This window comes from Kineosporia sp. NBRC 101731 (assembly GCF_030269305.1).
Lineage (GTDB): Bacteria > Actinomycetota > Actinomycetes > Actinomycetales > Kineosporiaceae > Kineosporia.
Genome location: NZ_BSTC01000004.1, coordinates 511,269 through 533,137, shown reverse-complemented (window position 1 = coordinate 533,137; position 21,869 = coordinate 511,269). Strand labels below are relative to the sequence as shown.

The 21,869-nt window shown below is 68.6% G+C and carries 19 protein-coding genes; 8 read left to right on the top strand and 11 right to left on the bottom strand.

Going from position 1 to position 21,869, the window contains the following annotated elements:
* Position 1 precedes the first annotated feature (1 nt).
* Genes aztC through aztB form a run of 3 tightly spaced genes read right to left on the bottom strand, consistent with a single transcriptional unit; the run spans position 2 to position 2,996 of the window.
* Entirely contained in the window at positions 2-907 is a 906-nt protein-coding gene (gene aztC, locus QSK05_RS15355) for a zinc ABC transporter substrate-binding protein AztC (protein WP_285597874.1), read from the bottom strand.
* Positions 904-2,121: a hypothetical protein gene (locus QSK05_RS15350; RefSeq protein WP_285597873.1), complete on the bottom strand. Its 1,218-nt coding sequence runs from the start codon at positions 2,119-2,121 to the stop codon at positions 904-906. Before QSK05_RS15350 ends, aztC begins: the two co-directional genes overlap by 4 nt.
* A 14-nt stretch (positions 2,122-2,135) precedes the next feature.
* The gene (gene aztB / locus QSK05_RS15345) at positions 2,136-2,996 is read right to left on the bottom strand and encodes a zinc ABC transporter permease AztB (RefSeq protein WP_285597872.1); all 861 of its coding nucleotides are present in this window, start codon (positions 2,994-2,996) and stop codon (positions 2,136-2,138) included.
* A gap of 56 nt (positions 2,997-3,052) precedes the next feature.
* Here aztB and aztA point away from each other — a divergent pair, with 56 nt between their 5' ends.
* The 3 genes from aztA (at position 3,053) to QSK05_RS15330 (ending at position 6,125) form a co-directional block, all read left to right on the top strand.
* Positions 3,053-3,673 (top strand): zinc ABC transporter ATP-binding protein AztA, encoded by a 621-nt coding sequence (gene aztA / locus QSK05_RS15340; protein ID WP_285597871.1) that lies wholly within the window; start codon positions 3,053-3,055, stop codon positions 3,671-3,673.
* Positions 3,674-3,960: 287 nt separating this feature from the next.
* Entirely contained in the window at positions 3,961-5,010 is a 1,050-nt protein-coding gene (locus tag QSK05_RS15335) for an ABC transporter substrate-binding protein (protein WP_285597870.1), read from the top strand.
* Entirely contained in the window at positions 5,010-6,125 is a 1,116-nt protein-coding gene (locus tag QSK05_RS15330) for an adenosine deaminase family protein (RefSeq protein ID WP_285597869.1), read from the top strand. Before QSK05_RS15335 ends, QSK05_RS15330 begins: the two co-directional genes overlap by 1 nt.
* 106 nt (positions 6,126-6,231) lie before the next feature.
* Here QSK05_RS15330 and QSK05_RS15325 read toward each other — a convergent pair whose 3' ends face one another.
* The 6 genes from QSK05_RS15325 to QSK05_RS15300 all read right to left on the bottom strand — a co-directional run bounded on the left by QSK05_RS15325 (position 6,232) and on the right by QSK05_RS15300 (position 13,252).
* Complete coding sequence (locus tag QSK05_RS15325; RefSeq protein WP_285597868.1) at positions 6,232-7,227, bottom strand: Lrp/AsnC family transcriptional regulator; 996 nt, start codon at positions 7,225-7,227, stop codon at positions 6,232-6,234.
* Positions 7,224-7,736, bottom strand: a complete 513-nt coding sequence (locus QSK05_RS15320; protein ID WP_285597867.1) for a flavin reductase family protein — start codon at positions 7,734-7,736, stop codon at positions 7,224-7,226. Before QSK05_RS15320 ends, QSK05_RS15325 begins: the two co-directional genes overlap by 4 nt.
* Entirely contained in the window at positions 7,736-9,112 is a 1,377-nt protein-coding gene (locus QSK05_RS15315; RefSeq protein WP_285597866.1) for an NtaA/DmoA family FMN-dependent monooxygenase, read from the bottom strand. The genes QSK05_RS15320 and QSK05_RS15315 overlap by 1 nt, the downstream gene beginning before the upstream one ends.
* Positions 9,113-9,150: 38 nt before the next feature.
* Entirely contained in the window at positions 9,151-9,927 is a 777-nt protein-coding gene (locus tag QSK05_RS15310) for an ABC transporter ATP-binding protein (protein ID WP_285597865.1), read from the bottom strand.
* Positions 9,924-10,787: an ABC transporter permease gene (locus tag QSK05_RS15305; RefSeq protein ID WP_285597864.1), complete on the bottom strand. Its 864-nt coding sequence runs from the start codon at positions 10,785-10,787 to the stop codon at positions 9,924-9,926. Before QSK05_RS15305 ends, QSK05_RS15310 begins: the two co-directional genes overlap by 4 nt.
* A 215-nt stretch (positions 10,788-11,002) precedes the next feature.
* Complete coding sequence (locus QSK05_RS15300) at positions 11,003-13,252, bottom strand: MMPL family transporter (RefSeq protein ID WP_285597863.1); 2,250 nt, start codon at positions 13,250-13,252, stop codon at positions 11,003-11,005.
* 92 nt (positions 13,253-13,344) lie between these two features.
* Between QSK05_RS15300 and QSK05_RS15295 the strand changes: the two genes are divergently transcribed.
* Entirely contained in the window at positions 13,345-13,974 is a 630-nt protein-coding gene (locus QSK05_RS15295) for a TetR/AcrR family transcriptional regulator (protein ID WP_285597862.1), read from the top strand.
* A gap of 53 nt (positions 13,975-14,027) precedes the next feature.
* A complete protein-coding gene (locus tag QSK05_RS15290) occupies positions 14,028-14,582 on the top strand; it encodes a hypothetical protein (RefSeq protein ID WP_285597861.1) in 555 nt (184 codons plus the stop codon).
* Positions 14,583-14,687: 105 nt separating this feature from the next.
* Here QSK05_RS15290 and QSK05_RS15285 read toward each other — a convergent pair whose 3' ends face one another.
* Positions 14,688-15,131 carry a hypothetical protein gene (locus tag QSK05_RS15285; protein ID WP_285597860.1) on the bottom strand — a complete coding sequence of 148 codons (444 nt, stop codon included), beginning with the start codon at positions 15,129-15,131 and terminating at the stop codon, positions 14,688-14,690.
* 212 nt (positions 15,132-15,343) lie between these two features.
* Between QSK05_RS15285 and QSK05_RS15280 the strand changes: the two genes are divergently transcribed.
* Positions 15,344-15,775, top strand: coding sequence for an SRPBCC family protein (locus QSK05_RS15280; protein WP_285597859.1), 432 nt, complete (start codon positions 15,344-15,346; stop codon positions 15,773-15,775).
* Positions 15,776-15,962: 187 nt separating this feature from the next.
* Positions 15,963-18,107, top strand: coding sequence for a putative bifunctional diguanylate cyclase/phosphodiesterase (locus QSK05_RS15275; protein WP_285597858.1), 2,145 nt, complete (start codon positions 15,963-15,965; stop codon positions 18,105-18,107).
* A 30-nt stretch (positions 18,108-18,137) separates the two neighbouring features.
* On the opposite strand, the gene QSK05_RS15270 is transcribed toward QSK05_RS15275, so the two are convergent.
* Complete coding sequence (locus QSK05_RS15270; RefSeq protein WP_285597857.1) at positions 18,138-19,703, bottom strand: sigma-70 family RNA polymerase sigma factor; 1,566 nt, start codon at positions 19,701-19,703, stop codon at positions 18,138-18,140.
* A 773-nt stretch (positions 19,704-20,476) separates the two neighbouring features.
* Here QSK05_RS15270 and QSK05_RS15265 point away from each other — a divergent pair.
* On the top strand, positions 20,477-21,817 hold the full coding sequence (locus tag QSK05_RS15265) for a glycoside hydrolase family 10 protein (RefSeq protein ID WP_502879758.1): 1,341 nt from the start codon (positions 20,477-20,479) through the stop codon (positions 21,815-21,817).
* Positions 21,818-21,869: the final 52 nt, after the last annotated feature.

The window sequence follows — 21,869 nt, the reverse complement described above, 5'->3', positions numbered from 1 at the left end:
TCTAGGGCCCGAGACCGGTGGCGATGCGCTCGGTGTTGGCGCGCATCATCTCGAGGTACGTGCCGGCGCCTTCGCCGGGTGCGGTGAGGGATTCGGTGAACAGCTCGGCCACGTCGACGTCGATGTCCGCCTCGCCGGCCAGGACCTGAACGAGCCGGTCCGGCTGGGAGGATTCCGCGAAGATGGTCGGGACACCGGCCTGATCGATCGCCGTGCTGAGGTCACGGAGGTCGGCGGCGCTGGGCGCGGCCAGGGTGGTGCCGCCGGGGATCACCGCACCGATCACGCGGAAGCCGAAACGCTTTGCCAGGTAGCCGAAGACGTGATGATTGGTGACGAGGGACCGCCGACTCCCGGGGATCGCCGCGAACACTGTGGTCATCTCGGTGTCGAGCTGCGTGAGTTCCTGGCGGTAGGCATCGGCCTGGGCCGCCAGCCGTTCGGTGTCGATACCGTCGATGGTGGCCGTGGAGGTCTCGAGAGCATCGACGACGTCGAGCATGGCGGCGGGATCGGTCCAGAAATGCGGGTCGGGGGTGCCTGCCGCATCACCCGAGGCATAAGGGACGACGTTGATCACGTCACCGGCCACCAGCATGGGCGCACCGGTCTTCGCAGCCCGGTCCAGATGCTGCTGGAGCCCTTCCTCCAGACCCAGCCCGTTGGAGACCACCAGATCGGCGTCGTCCATCAAAGCCGCCTGCCGCGCGGAGATCTCGAAGGAGTGAGGATCGGCGTTCGGCTGCATCAGCGTCGTCACCCGGGCCTGGTCGCCGAGCACCTCCTCCACGACATTGCCGAGGATGTTCGTCGTGACGACGACCTGGGGTCCGTCGCTTCCACCGGACTGCGTACATCCGGCCAGGCTCAGTAGCCCGGTGAGAGCCATGAGCACGTACAGCTTCATCGTCCGGTCTCCATCAGGTGCACCGGCCGCGTGGGAAGTTCGAGTGTGCGGGCCACGCGCGCCGCATCGGCGTAGTCGATCTCGTACACCACGCCATCGGCGGAAGCATTCACATAGGCCCGCTGCCCGTCGACCGTCACGCCGACCGAACCGGACAGCCCGGGGTCGGCCAGTGTCGAGGCCAGAAGCGGCTTGGTGGAGCCGATCTGATGGCCCGAACCGGCGTCGTACACCTGGATCGTGCCGTCCGTGCCCACGGCCACAACATGCTCGCCCGCGTCGTCCACTGCTGTGGCTGTTACCACGGGGGTAATGGTTTCCAGCCACTGCCAGCTGCGTTCGCGGGTGTCGAGGAGCCAGATGCCGCTACCGTCACCGATCCCGGCGACCGTGGGGCGTCCTTTCCGGGCCTGGAACGTGGCGGCGGGAGCCGCCGCGCCGCTGGGATATCGGATGTGCTCGAGCACCGGCGTGTCGCCGTCGAGCGTGGCGATCACGGCCCCGTCGGCGCAGCCGACCACCAGTCCGACACGGGTGGTGATCGTGCCGGAGGCAGCCTCGCAGGTGTGGGAGGTGACGGTCGTTCCCGCATCGTCCACCGCGTCCACCCGTGTGGCCTTTTCGCCCTGGTCGGTCCGGCTCACCAGGGCGCCACGGCCGAGCGGTGCGATCAGACCGTCGTGTGGATTCACCGTCAGGCGGAGGGTTTCGGCGAGTTCTCCCTGCGAGAGTGCCTGGTTGTCGAGCAGAACCGCTTCCCCGGATCCGGGGAAGAAGACGCCGGTGCTGCCGGCGGTGGACAACAGGCCCGTCGAGATGGTGGCGGTCCCTTCACCGTCGAGCCGGGGCAGGGGCCGCGGCTGTGATCGGTAGTAGTGGAAGTGATCCACGTGATCCCAGGTCCACACGCCACTGTCGATGATGCTCACCCCGGCGTCATCGGCCGCGAAGACGTAGCGGCCGTCGGTCGAGACGGTGTCCGGGGGAGTGACGGTGTCGAGGCCGGTATCGGTGCCGTCCAGCAGATCCAGCATCGAGGATTGTCCTTTCGCATCGATCGCGACCAGATGCAGCTGCGGTTCGGCAACTTCGGTGGCGCCTTCGACAACGCCGTGGCCACCGGCTGGTTCGTCGGTGCTGGGGGCCGAGGGGCCGCCCGCGCAGCCGGCCAGCGCGAGGAGGCCGAGGACGGACAGGAGTTTTCGGTGGTACATCAAGGCTTGACCGATCAGGAATGGAGGACGAGGGCGGGCGCGCGGCGCTGGGCGGCGGCCAGGCGGTGGTTCAGTGGGGCGAGGAGGCCGGAGATCGCCGCGAGCGCGATGGCGCAGGCGGCGATGGACGCACCGGCGGCGGTGCCCGCGTACCAGGAGCACAGCAGCCCGGTGGCCACGGCCAGGACGCCGAAAAGGGTGGCCAGGAGCATGCGGACGGGGATCGTCGGGGTCCACGGGCCGGCCGCGACCGCGGGGGCGAGCAGGAGCCCGACCACCAGCAGGCTGCCGACGGCCTGGAACGAGGAGACCACGGCGAGCGTGACCAGGGCGACCAGTGCCAGGTGCGCGAGATGGGGGCGCAGTCCCAAGGTCTGGGCGATGCGGACGTCGAAGGCGGCGGCGACGAAGCTGCGGTGGAAGGCGATCGCGATCGAGATGGCCAGGGCCGTGACGACCAGCAGGATCAGGAGGTCGCTGTCGTCGATGGCCAGGATGTCGCCGAACAGCATGGCCGTCGCGTCCGTGGCGAAGGTGCGCGAGTGCGACACGATGATGACGCCCAGCGAGAGCATGCCGACGAACAGCAGGCCGATGCTGGTGTCGTAGGACAGACGGCCGCGGCGTTGCAGCACGCCGATCAGGGCGCTCATCGTCACTGCGCTGAGGGCGCCGCCGAGCATCACCGGCGCCCCGATGACGGTCGCCAGGGCGACGCCGGGCAGCATGCCGTGGCCCATTGCCTCACCGAGGAAGGCCATTCCGCGGATCACCACCCAGGTGCCGACCACGCCGCAGATCACTGCGACCAGGCTTCCACCGAGGAGGGCCCGCAGGACAAAGCCCGCGCTGAAAGGTTCCGTCAACCACTGCACGGCCAGAACCCTACACGCAAACGATAATCGTTCTCAATATCGAATAAGGTGACGCCATGCTCACCTCGACCGCCGTCCGGGCCCGCGGCCTCCACTTCTCCTTCGACGACGTCCCCGTCCTTGACGGCGTCGACCTGGACCTGAACTGGGGAACCGTGACGGCCGTGGCCGGCCCCAACGGCGCGGGTAAGTCGACGCTGCTCGAGATCCTGGCCGGGGTGCGAACCCCGCGATCGGGAACGGTCGAACGGGCGCAGGGGGTGGCGCTGGTGGTTCAGCGCCCGGCCGCACCCGACACGCTGCCCCTGACGGTGTGGGACGTGGTGACCATGGGCACCTGGAACACCGGGATGTCCCGCAGTCGGCGACGCCGGGAGGTGGAGGAGGCCCTGGAGCGGGTGCAGCTCGCCGAGCTGGCGACCAGGCCGTTGTCCGCCCTCTCGGGTGGCCAGCGTCAGCGCGCTCTTCTGGCTCAGGGAATGGCCCGGCAGGCCAGGATTTTCCTGCTCGACGAACCGGCGGCCGGGCTCGATGCCGACAGCCGTGCCCGTACCCGGGCCATGCTCGCCGCCGAGGCCGCGCGCGGCGCGGCGGTGGCCTGCGTGACGCACGACGACGAATCCATCGTGGCCGCCGACGTGGTGGTCCGGCTCGAGCGCGGGCGTCGCACCGCGTGACCTGCTCGGGGTGCCGGACTATGGGGCCCGGGTGGAGCATCTCGCCGAGCAAAGAGCGGCCATGGCGATCTTGTGGGTCGCGTTCCTGGGCGGTGGTGAAACGGTGTGACGGACCGTGGCCGGAATCGGGTGTCCTCTCGCCTGCGGACCGAGTGGTCCTGCCCTGGGCGGACTGGCGCCCGGACAAAACCGGCGATGCGCCCAGGGCGTCAAGGGCCCAATGGCAGGTTACATATATGAAACGTGGGGTACCCCGTAGCGACACAAGTCCTGCGTTTTATGTAGCAATGATTTTCAGAACTTCAAATAGTGCAGGCCGGCGCGGGCGTCGCGCAGCTGCACTCACCCTCGCGGCCCTGGTCTCCGGTGTCCTGGCCGCCTGTGGCTCGGGGAGCGGGACGACCACGGGTGCCGACGGCGGCACGACGAAGATCACCTTTGCGCTGAGTTACCTCCCCGATCCGTATCTGAACGGTCTGGCCTACGCGATGCAGGACGGCCTGCTCAAGGACGCCGGTATCGAGGTGGAGCTGCTGCCGTTCGGATCGACGTCGTCGGACAGCCTGGTGGCCAGTGGTCAGGCGCAGTTCGGCAACACCGTCGACGTCCGATCGGCCCTGCTCGCCCAGGCCAAGGGGATGCCGCTGACGTCACTGATGGCGGTGTACCAGCACACGCCCTACCAGCTGACGGTTCTCGATGACGGCAAGGTGGCGCGTCCGGCCGATCTGGCGGGAAAGACGTACGGCGGTTTCGGTTCTCCGTTCGAGCTGGCGGTCGTGAACCAGATGATCGAGAGCGACGGCGGCAGCGGGAAGGCGGACGAGGTGGTTCTCAGTGCCGCCGCCTATCAGGCGCTGAGCGCTGGTCGTGTCGATACGACGCTGTCCTACCCGGGCGACCTCTACGCGATGAAGCAGGCGGGGACGAAGATCTCCAGTTTCGACACGACCGACTTCGGGGTGCCGGATGCCGCCGCCACGCTCCTGATCGGCAACAACTCCTTCGTCAAGGACAACCCCGAGGTCACCGAGAAGTTCGTGCAGGCCGTGCAGAAGGGCTACGAGGTCGCGCTCAAGGACCCGGAGGCCGCGAACAAGGCGCTGGCGGCGCAGTTCCCCGGTGCGGTCGACGACCAGGTGACGTCTTACATCAGTGAACTGCAGAACAAGGACTTCTACCCACCGGCCGAAGGAAAGTTCGGGAACCAGTCCGCCCAGATGTGGCAGGCGAACGCCGACTGGATGGCCGAGAAGGGCCTGCTGGTCGACGACAGTGGCAAGCCCCTGAAGTCGCTCGATGTGGCCGGGCTGTTCACCAACGACTACCTCGGCTGATGGGACCGGAGCCGCACGACAACGACTGGACCTCGGAACAGACAGGTCCCCTGGATCCTGACCTGGTCCTGGATCTTCTCGCCCGGCGGCTGCCCCGGGCGGAGCTGCACTGTCATCTGGCCGGTGCCGTCCGGCCCTCGTTCACCCGGCTCGGGGCGGGACCGGGGGTCCGTCCCGATCAGGCGCACGACTACGTCGACGTGGAAGGATTTTTCGTCAACCATCGCCGGTTCGCCGGGCACCTGAACAGTGTCGAGCGGATCACCGAGGCCACCCTCAGAATCCTTGAGGGTGGCGTCGACCACGGCTGCCGGCACCTGGAACTCTCGGTCAACCGCGCGGAGTTCGAGGGCAGCTCAGTGCCTTTCGCCACCGTACTCGACGCTGCGGGGGACGCGTTCGCGCAGATGGGCGAACGCGTCGGGCTCAGCGGTGGCCTGATCGTGGCGATGGACCGCAACAGTTCACCGTCCGAGGCCCTGGAGGCGGTCGAGCAGGCCGATCGGGCCCGCGAACGCGGTGTCCCGGTGCTCGGGATCGGCAACGACGGGTTCCCCTCCCGGCCGCTCCCCGAATTCGCCGCGGCGTTCGCGGCCGCCCGGGAACGAGGACTACGCACCACGTGTCATGCGAACAAGCCGCAGGATGTGATCGACGCCCTGGACCTCGATCTGGACCGGATCGACCACGCCTGGGAGTTGCAGGGGCAGGACGAGCTACAGCGCGCGGTCGCCCGCGCCGGTGTCCCGGTCACGATGGCGATCACGAGCTGCCTGATCATGCTGCCCGGCCGGTTCCCCACCGCCGCCGGGTTCCCGTTCGAGGAACTGCGCCGGGCCGGCGTTCACGTGACCCTGAACGTGGACGACGGCGCCATGTTCTTCACCGACTCCTCGAGCGAGTACCGGCTGGCGGCCCGGGCCTACGGGTACGGGGGGCGTGATCTCGCTCAGATCGCGATGGCCTCCCTGGAGGCTGCCTGGCTGCCGGAGCACCTGCGGGCCGGTCTGCTGAACGGCTGGCGGGCAGAGGCCCAGGCCCTGCTGCACGATCCCCGGGCGCCACGTCTGAACGCACCGGACGCACCGGATGCTCAGCAGTCAGCTGTCCGGTAGCGGGCCGCAACCCGCAGACGTCGACGGGGGCCAGGCATCTGCCTGGCCCCCGTCGACGTCTGCCCCGTGGTGTTCGGGCGGAGGGTTCCCCGGTGGAGGCGCCGGCTCAGCCAGGGTCGGCCGGAACCCAGCTGAGTTCGTCCCGCACCGTCACGAACGGGAAGACCTGGTGGGCGATGATCTGCGGATCCTGCACGATGTGGCCGATGGCCGCGGTCAGGTCCGGGGTCGAGGGGGCCACCACGTGACACGCGATGTTGTGCCCACCGGTCTGCTCAGCCACGTACCGGACGCAATCCAGTGAGCACAGACGCTGGATCACGGACGAGAGGTCGCGGGGCGCGACCTGGAGGTCCAGATTGGCGGTCTGCTCGTCGACGGGGGTGCGGACCCGGGTGACGAAGCGGATGGCCTGGTCATCGACCAGGCGGAGCACCCGTTTACGGGTGGCGACGACCGTCAGCCCGACCGTCACGGCCAGAGCGGTGTAACTGGCCCGCCCGTCCCGGCGCAGCCCCTGGATCAGGACCCGGTCGATCGCGTCCAGCGCCCGGTCCGAATTCAGCTCCCACCCCTGAGGCGTCGGAGCCTGACCGTCCCAGTTGCCCCCGACGAACAGCCGCAGGAACAGGGAGTGGGACGCCGAGGCGATCCCGTCGATCTCGGAGACGGTGTCGATCGCCGCCACCAGTTCCTCGAAGGTCCGGGCCGCCCGCTGGACGAAGTACGTGGGCGCGGTGGCGACCCGCGCCACCCAGGGAGCGTCCGCCAGGGCCGGATGATCCGGCAGGCCGACCATCCCCTCAGCCAGGGTCAGGCGCGTCACGTAGACGAACCGGTGATCCTCGACCGAGGGGTGAACGACGATGGTCGGGCCGACGAGATCCTTGTCGATGAGACCCCGCAGCCGCGCCCGGGCGGTGGACTCGGGCAGACCGATAGCCTGCGCGAGAGCCCGGGTGGAGATCCGGGCGTCCGCGATCAGGAGTGCGACGATCTGCTGATCCGTGGCGTCCAGCCCCGGGACGTCGCCCTTCACGATCGTGAACCCTACCGGGCCCACGTCCGGGGAGATCAGCACGGTGCCGGACCCGGCTCTCACAGATCCATCAGGACCGGCTGATGCATGCGCCCACGGTGCAGCACGAGAGGTGGTGCGCCGGTGGGGGCACCGGTCGAGACGACCTCCAGCAGCACGATGACGTGATCACCGGCCTCGTGCTGTCCCGCGACCCGGCACTCCAGCCAGGTCGCGGCGCCGTCCAGGAGAACGGCGCCGCCGGCGGTGCTGAGGATCCCGAGACCGGCCGCCCGCCCGGCCCGCCGGCGCGAGGCCAGCTGACCGACGGACGCGGCGTGCCCGGCACCCAGGGCCGACACCCCGATCCGCGGGGCCGACCGCAGCCGGGGCCAGGTCTGCGACGACTTCTGGATCGCGACCGAGCACAGCGGCGGGACGTAGCTGACCCCGACGGTGAAGGAGGAGGCGATCATGAGGATTTCCTCACCCTCGATCCGCGCGCCGATCGCGGCCACCCCGGACGGATACTCGGCGAAGACCTCCTTGAGCCGGCCGACATCACCGGTGTACGGCTGCAGGGGAAGACTCATCACGCTTCCCGGGGAACCCGGAAGGAGGCCCCCACGTGGTGCTCCGGCAGATGGTCACCGTGCTCGGGGAACACCCGGGAGCGCAGCGTGCCGCCGCCCTTGGCCTCGTCCACCAGTCCCCGGCGCACCAGCTCCGGAACCAGGTGGCCGATGAAGTCGTCGTAGGTGCCGGGCGTGATGTGCGGCTGAACCAGGAAGCCGTCCGCCCCGGTGTACTCCAGGAATGCCTCCACCTGATCGGCCACGGCCGTGGCGTCACCGATGAAAACAGTTCCGTTCAGGCCGTTGTCGCGAAACTCGGTGAGGATCTCGCGCGGTGTCCTGCGCAGTCCGGTCGCCGGGTTGAGAAAACGGTCCAGAGCGCTCTGCCCCATCTCGGTGTGCAGATCGGGCAGCGGCTCGTCCTGCGGCAGGCCGGTGAGGTCGATCCCGGTCAGCCAGGCGTACGTGGTCGCCGCGTTCTCCAGCGTGGCGAACTCCAACATCTGGGCGCGCTTCCCGGCGGCCTCGGCCGCATCGGCACCGACGATGAAGTGTGCCCCGGCGACGAACTTGATCGCCTGTGCACCCCGGCCCCCTCGCACCGCGCGCTCGCGGATGTCGGCGATCTGGGCCTTGATCTCCTCGGTGTCGCCGCCACCGATGAACACCATCTCGGCGTAGGTGGCGGCGAAGTCCCGCCCGGCCCGGGAGGCCCCGGCCTGCAGGATCAGCGGGCTGCGCTGCGGACCCGGCGGCAGGCCGTACGTTCCCTTCGCACTGAGGAACTCGCCCTTGTGCTCGATCTGGCGCACCCGCTCGGGCCGGGCGTAGACGCCGGACTCCTTGTCAGCCACCAGGGCGTCATCGGCCCAGGATCCTTCCCACAGCTTGAGACAGATGCTGATGTGGTCCTCGGCCTGGGCGTACCGGCGGTCGTGCAGCACCATCTCCTCGCCGAACAGGGCCGCCGATGAGGCCTGGGCCGCTCCGGTCACGACGTTCCAGCCGATCCGGCCGCCGGTCAGATGATCCAGGGTCCCGTACCGGCGGGCCACCGCGGGCGGGCGTTCGACCTGGGTGGAGGAGGTCACGACCAGTCCCAGCCGCGTGGTCGCGGCGGCCAGCGCCGACACCACGGTGATCGGATCGGCCAGCGGCAGGTTGGTGGCGTCGACCAGGGCCTGGTCGATGGTCTGGCCGTCCGGGGTCGTCGGGTAGCCGTAACTGTCGGCGAAGAAGAGGAAGTCGAAGTGCCCCTCCTCCAGCTGGCGGGCCAGCCGGGTCCAGTAGTCGAGGGTGAGAAATCCCAGCGACGTGTTCTCGGGATGACGCCAGCTGACCCCGACCGTGCCGTTCGGGTTCATCGTCTGGAAGGCGCCGAGGATGATGCTCATGCGGGTGGTGCTCCGATCTGATCCGATCTGGAATGACGTCAGGTGAGGTGGCCGGCGCCGGCGGTGAGCTCGTCCAGCAGCAGGCGCTCGTTGTGCCGGAACTCGGCGGTCTCGAGGAAGTCCAGGGTGCGCGGACGCGGCGCGTCCTGCTCCAGCACCAGGCGAACGGTGGCCGGGCGGTCCGACAGCACGTACACCCGGTCGGACAGGAACAGCGCCTCGGGCACGTCGTGGGTGATCAGGACGACCGACAGACCGTCGTCCACGCACAGTTGTGCCAGCCACAGCTGCAGTTCGGTACGGGTCAGGTAGTCCAGGGCACCGAACGGCTCGTCCAGCAGCAGCACCGGCCGGCCCTGCACCACGGTGCGCAGCAGAGCTACCCGCTGGCGCATCCCTCCGGACAACTCGAACGGGTAGGCGCCGGCGCGTCCGTCGAGGCGGAAGGTCGGCAGCAGGGAAGCAACCTGCCGGCGGGCGGCCTTCTTCGACAGCCCCTGCAGAACCAGCCCGAGGCCGGCGTTGTCCTGCACGCTCAGCCAGGGGAAGAGCAGATCCCGCTGCGGCATGTACGCCGAGAAGGGCTCCCCGGGACGGCGTTCGCCGTGGAAGGTGACCCGGCCGCCGGTCGGTTCGGTCTGCTCGGCGAGCAGGTTGAAGAGGGTCGACTTGCCCGATCCGCTCGGCCCGATGACCGAGACGAACTCGTTCTCGGCCAGTTTCAGGCTGATGTCGTGGATGACGGGCGTCACCTGGCCGCGGGGCGAGGAGAACGACTTGGCCAGTGATTCGACCGTGAGCAGGGGAGTGTTCATCGCTGGGCCGCCTTCCGGCGACGTTCCCAGGGCATGGCGAGTGCCTCGAGTAGATAGGTGAGGGCGAAGAGGGTCAGCCCGATGGCGATGCTGACGATGACGGCGGCGAAGACCAGGTCGGTCCGGAACACGTTTTTCTGGGTCTGCATGTAGATTCCCAGACCGGTTCGGGCGCCGACGTATTCGCTGAAGATGGCCGAGACGACGATGAAGCTCGACATGATCCGCAGGCCGGTGATGAAGTGCGGCAGGGCCGTCGGGACCCGCAGGCGTAGATAGATCTTCCAGCGGGAGGCGCCCATGGAGCGCAGCAGGGCGATCGCCTCCGGGTCGGCGGCCAGCAGGCCCTGCAGGGTCGAGATGGTCATCGGGAGCATGCTGACGATGGCCACGATCGCGATCTTCGGCCCGCTGTCGAACCCGAACCAGATGACGAACAGCGGTGCCAGAACGATGATCGGAACCGACTGGGCGCCGATGAGCAGGGGCAGGAGCATCAGCCGCAGCGGTGCCACGAAGCTGAGCACGGTGGCGGTGAGCAGGGCGATCAGTACGGCACCGGCCAGGCCCAGCAGGGTGATCCGCAAGGTGGCGCCGGTGGCGTCGAGGAGGGCCACCCGATCGTCCCACCCGGCCGTGATCACGCGCGCCGGGGAGGGCAGCACGGCGGCGGACATGCTCTCGCGGCCGGCGGCCAGGTGCCACACCAGGACGAGTACGGCCAGGGCGGCGGCGGGCGCCAGCGTGCGGAGGGCCGTGTCTGCAGCGCGGCCGGGGCGGCCGGAGCGCTGCGGTGACTCACGCGAGGGGGCCGGTGGCCGGGCCGAAGGACTCTGGATCCGTTCGATGGTCGTGGTCATGCTTGCTCTGCGTTTTTTGAATCAAATGACGCCATGGGCACAGAGAACGTCGTCCAGGTGACGTACTTGCGGCTCTTGTATTGCGTACATGTTAATTGTGGTGCGCAGAGATCGTCGCTGCTGCCGGCACCGGCGCGGGAAGGGCGGCGCTGCCGCTTCCCGGCCCGATGCCGCAGTGGTCAGTGCTGTCAGCGCTGTCAGCGCTGTCAGCGCTGTCAATGCTGGGTGACGGGTTCCTCGAGGTCCGCGGCGGAGTCCGCCGCTTCCTGGCGCCGCATCAGGCTCTCGCCCTCGATGTCGAGATCGGGCAGGATCTGGTCGAGCCGGCGGGGGATCCACCAGATGCGCCGGCCGATGATGAACATGACGGCCGGGACGATGGTCATGCGGACCAGGAACGCGTCGGCCAGGACCCCGACCGCCAGGGCGAATCCGATCGTCTTCAGGGTGAAGTCGTCGACGAGCGAGAACCCGGCGAAGACGCCGATCATGATGACGGCCGCGGCGGTGACCACGCGGGCGCTGTGACGGAATCCCTCGACCACGGCCTGGTGTGCGTCGGCGCCGTGCACATAGGCCTCACGCATACGGGTGACCAGGAAGACCTCGTAGTCCATGGCCAGGCCGAACAGGATGCCCGTCAGCAGCAGCGGCAGCAGGAACAGCACCGGTGAGGTGGTGTCCAGGCCGAGCAGCTCACCGAGCCAGCCCCACTGGAAGACCGCGACTGTCGCCCCGAGCGAGACACCCACGGAGAGAAGGAATCCCACCGCGGCCTTGAGGGGGACCAGGATGGAGCGGAACACCAGGACCAGCAGGATGAAGGCCAGGCCGACGACGACGGCGAGGTAGAGGGGGAACACCCGGTTCAGCTCGTCGGCGATGTCGACGCCCACCGCGGTCTGCCCGGTCACCAGGGCGCGGGCCCCGGTCTCGGCGGGAAGGCCGGCCAGGGCGGCCCGGATGGTGGTGACCAGGTCCTTGGTCGCGGCGTCGGTGGGGCCACTGGCGGGGATCACAGTCACGGCCGCGAAGCCCACGGCATCCAGCTGCTGGGCCAGCGCTGCGCGGGCCTTCTTCCCGGTACCGGCCAGCGGGGAGACGACCGAGGCGACCCCCGTGCCGATCGAGTTCAGCTGGGTGACGGCGGTCTGGACGGCGCCCACCGGGTCGGCTGCTTTCTCGGTGTCCACGACGACCACGAGCGGGCCGTTGACACCCTCGCCGAAGTTCTCGGAGATCAGGTCGTAGGCGACCCGGGTGTCCGATCCGGCCGGGTCGGTGGCCGGGCCCGGCAGTGCCAGCTGCATCGAGAACACCGGCACCGCGATGACGGCAGCCGCAGCCACACCGGCGACCAGGACCGGCCAGCGCCGGCGCGCGACGGCCTCGACCCAGCGCAGGCCGTTGGTGCGCTCGGTGTCACCCTCGGGGTCGCGCGACTTCAGGAACCGCAGCCGCCCGGCCGTGACCCGCTGCCCGGCGAAGCCCAGCAGGGCGGGCAGCAGTGTCAGGGCGATGAGCACCGACAGGGCCACCATCCCGGCACCGGCCAGGCCGAGCTGGGTGAGGAAGCCGATCCCGCAGACCGACAGGCCGGCCAGCGCGATGACGACGGTGGCACCGGCGAAGATGACCGCCGATCCCGCGGTGCCCACGGCCCGTCCGGCCGCCTCGGGCAGGTCGTGTCCCTGCCGGACCTCGTGCTGGTAGCGGGACATGATGAAGAGCGCGTAGTCGATGCCCACGGCCAGGCCCAGCATCACCCCCAGGGCCGGGGTGGTGGAGCCGAGCTCGACGAAACCGCTGAGCGTCCCGATCGCGGTGACGCCGATCCCGACCCCGATGACGGCGGTCAGCAGGGGCATCCCGGCCGCGACGAGCGAGCCGAAGGTGATGGTCAGGACGACGAAGGCGACTCCCACACCGATCAGTTCACCCAGCGGGGGCTCGCTGGACTCCTCGGCCGCATCACCGCCGACGTAGGCCTGCAGCCCGGCCTGGCCGGCGATGTCCTTCGCCCGGGCCAGAGCCTGCCGGTCGGTCTCGGTCAGCTCGAGGGCGGACACGGTGTAGTCGACGGCGGCGTAGGCCACGGTGCCGTCCGGGGAGACCGTGCCGGTCGTGAACGGGTTCGTGGCCGAATCGACGTGGTCGGTGCGTACCGCCGCCAGCGCGTCGGTGACCGCGGCCCGGCCGGCCTGGGTGTCCAGGCGCTGACCGGCCGGGGCCTGGAACACGATCTGCGCCCCGGCGGCCTCCGGGTTCACGTTCGGGGTGCGGGCCTCGATCAGTTCGAAGGCCTGCGTGGACTCCAGGCCGTCGAGTTCGAAGGCGTCGCTGGTCTCACCCGCGAGGGTGAGCATCCCGGCGATGGTGGCGGCGAAGATCGCCAGCCAGGTGGCCGTGACCAGTCGTCGGTGCACGAAGGCCCATCGGCCGAGTCTGAACAGGTGCCATGCCATGGCGGGACCTCTCGTCGTCCATCATGAAGTTCGTCTCGAATTTGAAACCGTACTCGAAGATGAAGTGGAACTTCAAAAAGAACGTCGGTGCTATGGTCCGCCTCGTGGGACTGCGTGAGCTCAATGCCGAACGGACGCGGGAGCTGATCCTCGACGCCGCCATCGCCCTGTTCACCGAGCAGGGATACGAGGAGGCCAGGCTCGATCAGGTGGCCGAGCGGGCCGGAGTGTCGATCTCGACGCTCTACCGCTACTTCCCGACGAAAGACCTTCTGGTCCTGACCCCGGTGGCCCTCAACGGGCAGATGGCGGCAGAACTCGCCGCCCGCCCCGTCGACGAGCCCATCGACGTAGCCCTCGGGCACGCCGTCATGGCGATCCTGCGGGCGCCCCGCGGAAACCCGCAGCGACTGCGGCAGGTCAGTCAGCTGGTCGATGCCTCGCCCGCCCTGCGCTCGCGCCTGCGGGAGGAGTCCACACGAGAGCGCCTCCGGCTGGAACAGGCCATCGGCGAGCGCCTGCGGCGCCCGGCCGATGACATTTACTGCGCCATGACCGCCCGGATGGCCATGAGCGTCTTCGAGCTCGCCGGCCTGCGGGCGCGAGGGGTCGAAGGGGCGGTCTTCGGTGGGGAGACCTTCGCGGCGGCTGCGAGCGAGGTCATGGACGCCCTGACGGGCGAGCCCCCGGCCTTCCCGAGGATGACGCCGCCCGAGCCGTGAAGGCTGTCCGTTGGCCCGTTCGAGTCCGTCGAACAGCCTGAGAGAATGTCGGGATGGACGGCGGAATCTTCACCTGGCTGCGACGTACTCCCGTGGGCGAACAGCTACGGGCCGCCCAGGTGCGCGAAGACCTGGCCGAGGCCGCCGACCAGGCCGCCTTCGGGCGTCCCGTCGATGGCGAGCTGGCGATCCTCGCCGGACTGCTGGAACCGGACGAGATCGTCCAGCAACTGCTCGAAGGGCGCCGGGGCAAGGTGAGCGGGCTGATGGCCCTGACCAGCCGCCGCATCCTCTTCACGGCCGAGGGCGCCGATCCCCGCGCAGCACTGATCATCCACCGCGCCGACGTCGTGGACGCCCGGGGTCAGACGCACCGGGGACTGGGCAGCCTCATCCTCACCACGGGGTCCGGGGACCTGGTCGTCGATCAGATCCTGGGCACCCAGGCCGAGACCTTCGCCGAGAACACCCTGCGCGCACCCACCGAGGCCGGGCCGGCCGTCGACCCGCTGACCGCACTCGCGGAACTGCGGGCCCGGCATCAGGCCGGAGACGTCGGCGACGCCGAGTTCGAGGCCCGCAAACGTCAACTGTTCGAACAGATCTGACAGTGCAGGGGCCGGTCGTGAACGCGGTGCCCCATCCCGCTGGGTCGACCCAGGGCTGATGGGCCCACGACCGGGCCGGCGCGGGCCCATCAGCTCCGGCCGGGCTCAGGCCTCGCCGGGGAACCGGACGCCCACGGTGTAGGTGCCGTAGCCGCTGGTCGCGACCACGCGGAGCCGGTACTGGGTGGAGTTCGCGGGGGAGTCCCAGGTCACGCGCTCGGTCGAGTCGGCGTTGCGGGACGCGGCGATCAACTGGTAGCCGCCCGCTGCGGTGTTCCACTGCAGGACTTCGAGGTCGAAGTTGGCGTCCGCCGGCCCGTCGAGGCAGGCGGTGTAGGCGCCTTCCTGCGGCACGAGGTAGTTGTAGGGCGTGGATTCCCGGGCCCAGCCCTCGCGGAACTCGCCTGCCACGGCATAGGGGTAGTCGGCGCAGGAATCGGCCGCCGCCTGGCCGGTTGCGGCCGAGGCCGGGGCGATCGCGCCAGCGAGCGCGGCCGGGGTGAGCAGCGCGGTGGAGGCCAGGACGGTGAGCTTGCGCTTGAACGGCATGAAGACATGAGCCTTTCGATGGCGTACGGGATGTTTCAAGCTTCTGCGCGAGACGGACAAAGTGCCTTAATCGCTGCATAATTTGCCGTCATCATGAGGGTGGGCCGGGCCCGGATGCGTTTTCGCCGGGGCGCGGCATGCTGGGCACACCCTCGGGTCATCGGTTCTTCGGGCGCCGGTCCCTCGTCCACACGTCGATCGGAAGGCCAGCCATGGCTGTGGTGTCCCGCACGTTCTCGGTCGAGCCCGCTCCGGACGTGGTGGTGGCGTATCTGGCCGACTTCGGCCACGCCCAGGAGTGGGACCCGGGCACCGTTCGCTGTGTCCGGGTGGATGCCGGCCCGGTGCAGGTGGGTTCGCAGTGGCGCAACACCTCGAAGATCGCCGGGATCTCCACGGAACTGCTCTACACCCTGGAACACCTCTCTCCCACCCGCGTGGTCCATGTCGGGCGCAACGACACCGCCACGTCCACCGAAACCATCGAGGTGGCACCCGAGGGCACCGGATCGTCCATCACCTACACCAATGAGGTCATCTTCAACGGGATGGCCAAGGTCGCCTCGCCCCTGGCCAAGGTGATCTTCGAGAAACTGGCCGGTGAAACCGTCGAGCGGCTGACCGGCGCCCTGAACGCGCTGTGACCAACGGCCGGACCGGCTCAACCTTCACTCTTTCGCCGCCGATCCCGAGAGTATGGTCCGAGCGAAACGGCGATCTCCTCGCGTGCCGATCGTCCTGGTCGGTACCTTCGGGATCGTTCTGCTCGCATTCTTGATCCAGAGCGGCACCGATTGGGTTCATCCCTCCCAGGCACAAGCTTTCAGTGAGTTGACGCGCCTGCCGATGGCCGTGCTGACGGTGGTGCTGGGCGGGCGGCTGATCCTCCGGGATGATCTGGAGGCCGGGGAACGCCGCAGTTGGGTGCTCCTGGGGATGGCGTTCGTCGTGGGCCTGAGCGCCCACGTCGTGTCCTTGGCCCAGGCTCTGACACCCGGGTCGGCGCCCTTTCCCGCCGTGGCCGACTACCTGTACGCGGCACCGATCCCGGCCATGGTGGCCGGAGTGATGCTCTTGCCCACCGCGGTCCGGAGCCGGGCCGAACGCCGCAAGCTGCTGATCGACTCACTGATCGTGGTGGCGGGTGCCTGTACAGCCCTGTGGTACCTCGAGATCGCTCCGCTGCTGCAAACACCGGGAGCGGACTTCGAAGCCATCGCGTTCGCGGCGACCGTGCCCGTCCTGGACCTGCTGCTGCTCTTCGCGCTGGCCACCCTGGTGCTGTGCCGCCCGAACCTCGGCCTGGTGCTCAGGCTGCTGGCCGCGAGTATCCTGCTCAAGGTCGTCACCGACACCACCTACATCATGGCCATCGTGCAGTTCGACGTGGTGTATGCACCCGGTAGTTGGCCCTTCCTGCTGTGGGTGACGGCAGACTTCTTGGTTCTGCTGTCTGCCCATCATCGACTGCAGCACGACGATCTTCGCGGTTCCGCACGCCGTACCTATCCTAGTTTCGGGTGGTTGCCCTACGTGGCCATCGCTCTGGCCTACGGCATGCTGGTTTTCGTTGCCCGACGTGAATCGCTCTACGCGCTGGGAGGAATGATCCTCGGGGCGATGGTTCTGACCGGCCTGGTGATCGTTCGGCAGGTGATCGTCCAGCGGGAAAGTCACCGGATGGCCGTCACCGACTCCTTGACCGGGCTGTCCAGCCGCGCCCGGATCAACGAGCGCGTCGCCGAGATGACCCGCCAGCCTGCGCACGACGGACGGTGCAAGGCGGTCCTGCTGATCGATCTGGATCATTTCAAACCGATCAACGACACCTACGGGCACGAGGCCGGTGACGCCGTGCTGAAGGCGGTCGCGACCTCGATGCGTAGCGTGATCCGTTCCGGGGACACCGCCGGGCGACTGGGTGGTGACGAGTTCGCCGTCGTCCTGCCGGATCTGCCCGGCCGCGAAGCTGCCGAGGCGGTCGCCCGACGACTGGTGGAGGCCTTCAGCACACCCGTGATCTTCGGTGATCTGTTGTTGAACGTCGAAGCCAGCATCGGTGTCGCCATCCACGACGAGAGCACGGTCAGCCAGCCCGAACGACTGCTGGCCCACGCGGATGTGGCGATGTACGTGGCCAAGCGCACCGGGCGGGGCACGTTCTGCCTCTACACCCCGGAACTCGACCCCCGGGCCCAGGACGCCGAACTGCGCCGGGCCGTGGCCAACGATGAGATGGTCGTGCACTTCCAGCCGGTGGTCAGGCTGACCGACGGGCACGAGGTCGGGGTCGAGGCGCTGGTGCGCTGGAACCATCCCACGCGTGGACTACTGATGCCCGGTGCCTTCATCGAACTGGCCGAGGAGACCGGCGCGGTGGTCCCGATCGGGGAATGGGTGCTGCGGGAGGCCTGCCGGCAGGCGGCCCTCTGGCGGCAGACCTACCCACAGGCCCAGCACCTGACGCTGAGCGTCAACCTGTCGGTCCGCCAGGTCACCCGTGCGGACCTGGAGAGCACCATTGCCGACATCCTGGCCGAGACCGGTTTCCCTGCCGATCATCTGGTGCTGGAGCTGACGGAGAGCGTCGTCCTGGAACCGGACGAGGCGACCGTGGCACGCATGGCCGCCCTGCGCAGCCGGGGCGTGGGCATCGCGATCGACGACTTCGGCACCGGCTACGCGGCGCTCAGTTACCTGCGCAGTCTGCCCGTCACCGTCCTGAAGATAGACCGCTCCTTCGTCGCCGGCATCGACACCGATGCCGATGCCTGGGCCGTGACCGAAGCCCTGGTTCATCTGGCTGAAGCGTTCAGCTTGCGCGTGGTGGCCGAAGGTATCGAGACCGCCGAACAAGCAACTTGTCTGAGGGGCATGGGATGCGAATTCGGCCAGGGGTATCACTACGCGCGCCCGATGACGGGCGCTGCCTTCGCGCAGCGGCTGGAAGCCGTGCGGCTCGGCCTTCCCTCCTGAGCGCTGCCTCGTCCACGTCGAAGAAAGCGGTCAGCTCGACTCCAGCGCAGGGCGGACACGGAAGGAACTGGATCTGCGGAATGCGCTGGTGTCCTTGAAATATCCTATCCCGAGCTCGGTTCCGGTCCAGCGGAGACAGAAGTCGGGATAGTTGAACGACCGGAACATGACGGAGTTGGCGTCCAGGCCCGGTGTCGGGCAGTACGTGGCATCACCGCGGAAGATCGCCGTGTCTTGCGGAACGCTGGTGTACTCCTGGAGTTCGTAATGGCGCAGGTAGCGGCCGTCACGGGTGCGGAAGGAGAAGCACGTGGCGTCGGCCAGGCCGGCCGTCGCCGTGAACGTGGCCCGCCGCCGGTTCGCCGCACCACTGTTCTCGTCCAGGCCGATCACGGCGGCCGGGGCGCTGCCCTCGTCCGAGGCAAGATATCCGCCGCCGACCCACTCGAGCGAAAGACTACCGAGATAGACCCTGTTCGAGATGGGCGAGGTGCTGGGTCCGGTGGTGCCCGCCAGAGCCGTCCGGGAGCGTGTGGGCGCCGGTGTGGTTGCGGGCGCAGGAGTGGGGCGGGCCGGACGGGAGGTCGTGCTCACCGGCGGTGTCGTGGCGCTCGAGGAGACCGCCGGCACGGCGACCGGGCGTGGCCGGGCGGGCTCGGTTCCGGGAGAGTGAACGAACGGCACGACCACGACCGCGGCCGCCGTGATGGCGGCGAACGCCCCGGCCAGAGGATGAGCGGTGACTGCCTGGGTGACGGCGGCGGCCGTTGCGGTGCCCGACGCGCTCGCCGTGGAGCTCGCGGCCACGGTTTTCGCCAGCGTCGCCTGGGCGAATCCGGCCGGCACCACCAGGGCGGGCACGTTCGCCAGGAGACGCTCGGCCGGTACCCGCTCTCCGGCCGCCGCGGAGCAAGCCGCACACGAGCGAACGTGCCGCGCGATGCGCTTGCGCCACAACGGGTTCGGCGTACCGTCCCAGGCTGCCGTGAGGGTGCTGAGCGGGGAACACCGGGGCCGGGCCGACAAGGCGGCGGTGACGCCCCGGGCCAGGTCGAGTTCATCACGCATCCGCTGAATGCGGACATTGCTGTGCGCCACGCTCAGGTGCAGCGCGTCGGCGATCTCGGCCCGGTTCATCCGGCCGGCCACCTCCTGCCACCACAGCGCGAGCACGGCGCGATCGCCCCGGTCCAGCCAGCGGGTGGCCTGCGCCACCTGGTGGCGCTGCGCGGAGACGGCCAGGCGCACCGCCGTCATGCCTTCCACATCGGCGGCCGGGTCGGGCCAGGACACCGCCTCGTCCAGTCCGGCATGGGTGGTCGCCCGCCGTTGCTGATGGGTGCCGACCTGCCGGATCGCGATCGCGGTCAGCCAGGAACGAAAACTGGCCGGCCGACGCAGCGTGGGTAGCTTGCGCACCGCGCGCAACATGGTCTCCTGAACCACGTCGTCGGCGTCCTCACGGCGGTCGATCGCCCGGCCCACGATGTCGTAGACCAGCGGTAGGTGCTGCGTCACCAGCCGATCGAGCGCGGTCTGGTCACCGCGCTGCGCGGCCACGACCAGAGCCGTCATCTCGTCGTCGAGCATCGTCATCCGTGCATTACCTCTGTCCGGTCAGTCAATTACCTGGCGATCGCGCAATAGTACCTCGCCGTGACGTTTCGAACGCATTCATAAAGGCCTACCTCGCGGCGTAAATATTTCGATGCGTCGTCATATCTTCCATCACTGCGCATGAATGCCGTGATCATTGTTGAATGTTCTGCCGAAAAGTTGTTATCTGGCGGCCTCCCGCCGGGTCGTGCGTCTCGTGTGCTGCTGGAGAGAGCGAGATGTCTCCTTGTCGTTGTCTTGACCTGCGGTTATGAATAATGCCGGTGATATCTGACCGCCCTGGATGATGTGTTTCGGATAGGAACTTGAGTCCGCTGAAATGTTCTGGCAATATCCAATAGCGGGCCGGAATCACCGCCGAAAACTTTGCGCCGGCTCCCGGGTCGAGCTCGATTCTGCAGGTCCTGCCGGGTTTGTCACCGGGCCCATGAATTCCCTGCGACCGGACTGTACGAAGGAGACAGTCGTACCTCGCTGTGCCTCCACCCGGCCCATCATTCCCGGGCCGTCAACGGCTTCTTATGTCGTGCCCACGGCATCGCCGGGCAGCTCGTCCTGGACGACGCCCACCGGGTCGCCCTTCAGCGTCACGGCGGCGTCACGGCGGCGTCACGGCCGCGTCATGGCCGCCTCTTGGCTGCGTCTTGGCCGCCCTCGGCCCGGTCGTCACGGGCGACCGCATCGACCCCACCCCTGGATCCCGGGTGCCCAGATCCGGCTCCCGACCGGCAACACCTCAGGAAAGGCTCATCATGACAAGTTCGCGATCCCCCCACCGTCGCCTACGTCGATACCTACCAGCCGTACTGACCGCTGCGATCGTGGCGAGCACCGTCGCCGCCACCGGCACCGTGATGGCGGCCAACCGGGCCGAGGCGGCCACGACGCTCGGCGCCTCCGCCACCGCCACCGGACGCTACTTCGGTGCGGCCATCGCCGCCTCGAAGCTGAGCGACACCACGTACACCCGCATCCTGAGCACCGAGTTCACCTCGGTGACCCCGGAGAACGAGATGAAGTGGGACGCCACCGAACCGTCCCGGGGCACCTTCAACTACACCTCCGGTGACCGGATCGTCAGCCAGGCGCAGAGCAACGGCCAGCAGGTACGCGGACACGCCCTGGCCTGGCACTCGCAGATGCCGGGCTGGGCGCAGTCGCTCTCGGGCAGCACGCTGCGCTCGGCGATGCTCAACCACATCACCAATGTCGCCACCCACTACAAGGGCAAGATCTACGCCTGGGACGTGGTCAACGAGGCGTTCGCCGACGACGGTCAGGGCTCCCGGCGCAACTCGTCGCTGCAGCAGACCGGCAACGACTGGATCGAGGCCGCGTTCAGGGCCGCCCGGGCGGCCGACCCGGGCGCCAAGCTCTGCTACAACGACTACAACACCGACGGCGTGAACGCCAAGAGCACGGCCGTGTACACCATGGTCAAGGACTTCAAGGCCCGCGGTGTCCCGATCGACTGCGTCGGTTTCCAGTCCCACCTGGGCACCGGCGTACCCGGCGACTACCAGTCCAATCTGCAGCGTTTCGCCGATCTCGGCGTCGACGTCCAGATCACTGAGCTCGATGTCGCGCAGGGCGGCAACCAGGCCAGCATCTACGGCACGGTCACCAAGGCCTGCCTGGCGGTGTCGCGCTGCACCGGCATCACGGTGTGGGGAATCCGCGACAGCGACTCGTGGCGGACCGGTGAGAACCCGCTGCTGTTCGATTCCTCGGGCAACAAGAAGGCCGCGTACACCTCGGTCCTGAACGCTCTCAACGCCGGAAGCGGTGGAGGCGGCGGAGGCGGCGGGAACGGTGGGACCGGCTGCACCGCGACGGTGACCCCCGGCACGGTCTGGGGAGACCGGTACAACACCTCGGTGACGGTCAGCGGAGCCAGCACCTGGACGGTCGTCGTGACCATGACCGCGCCACAGAAGATCACGTCCACCTGGAACGGCACGGCGACCTGGGACGCCAGCGGGAACGTGATGACCATGAAGTCCAACGGGTCCGGGGCCGCGTTCGGTTTCACCACGTCCTTCAACGGAAACACCACCGCCCGGCCGCAGATCAGCTCCTGCACCGGTAGCTGACGGTCTTCCCGATGACCTCCCTGAGGAGCACATGATGACTGAAGGATCACCG

Bases quoted from the DNA above. Each gene is read 5' to 3' on its own strand.
- aztC (WP_285597874.1), bottom strand. From the start codon at position 907: ATGAAGCTGTACGTGCTCATGGCTCTCACCGGGCTACTGAGCCTGGCC.
- QSK05_RS15350 (WP_285597873.1), bottom strand. From the start codon at position 2,121: ATGTACCACCGAAAACTCCTGTCCGTCCTCGGCCTCCTCGCGCTGGCC.
- aztA (WP_285597871.1), top strand. From the start codon at position 3,053: ATGCTCACCTCGACCGCCGTCCGGGCCCGCGGCCTCCACTTCTCCTTC.
- QSK05_RS15335 (WP_285597870.1), top strand. From the start codon at position 3,961: ATGATTTTCAGAACTTCAAATAGTGCAGGCCGGCGCGGGCGTCGCGCA.
- QSK05_RS15330 (WP_285597869.1), top strand. From the start codon at position 5,010: ATGGGACCGGAGCCGCACGACAACGACTGGACCTCGGAACAGACAGGT.
- QSK05_RS15320 (WP_285597867.1), bottom strand. From the start codon at position 7,736: ATGAGTCTTCCCCTGCAGCCGTACACCGGTGATGTCGGCCGGCTCAAG.
- QSK05_RS15315 (WP_285597866.1), bottom strand. From the start codon at position 9,112: ATGAGCATCATCCTCGGCGCCTTCCAGACGATGAACCCGAACGGCACG.
- QSK05_RS15310 (WP_285597865.1), bottom strand. From the start codon at position 9,927: ATGAACACTCCCCTGCTCACGGTCGAATCACTGGCCAAGTCGTTCTCC.
- QSK05_RS15305 (WP_285597864.1), bottom strand. From the start codon at position 10,787: ATGACCACGACCATCGAACGGATCCAGAGTCCTTCGGCCCGGCCACCG.
- QSK05_RS15300 (WP_285597863.1), bottom strand. From the start codon at position 13,252: ATGGCATGGCACCTGTTCAGACTCGGCCGATGGGCCTTCGTGCACCGA.
- QSK05_RS15295 (WP_285597862.1), top strand. From the start codon at position 13,345: ATGGTCCGCCTCGTGGGACTGCGTGAGCTCAATGCCGAACGGACGCGG.
- QSK05_RS15290 (WP_285597861.1), top strand. From the start codon at position 14,028: ATGGACGGCGGAATCTTCACCTGGCTGCGACGTACTCCCGTGGGCGAA.
- QSK05_RS15285 (WP_285597860.1), bottom strand. From the start codon at position 15,131: ATGCCGTTCAAGCGCAAGCTCACCGTCCTGGCCTCCACCGCGCTGCTC.
- QSK05_RS15280 (WP_285597859.1), top strand. From the start codon at position 15,344: ATGGCTGTGGTGTCCCGCACGTTCTCGGTCGAGCCCGCTCCGGACGTG.
- QSK05_RS15270 (WP_285597857.1), bottom strand. From the start codon at position 19,703: ATGACGATGCTCGACGACGAGATGACGGCTCTGGTCGTGGCCGCGCAG.
- QSK05_RS15265 (WP_502879758.1), top strand. From the start codon at position 20,477: ATGACAAGTTCGCGATCCCCCCACCGTCGCCTACGTCGATACCTACCA.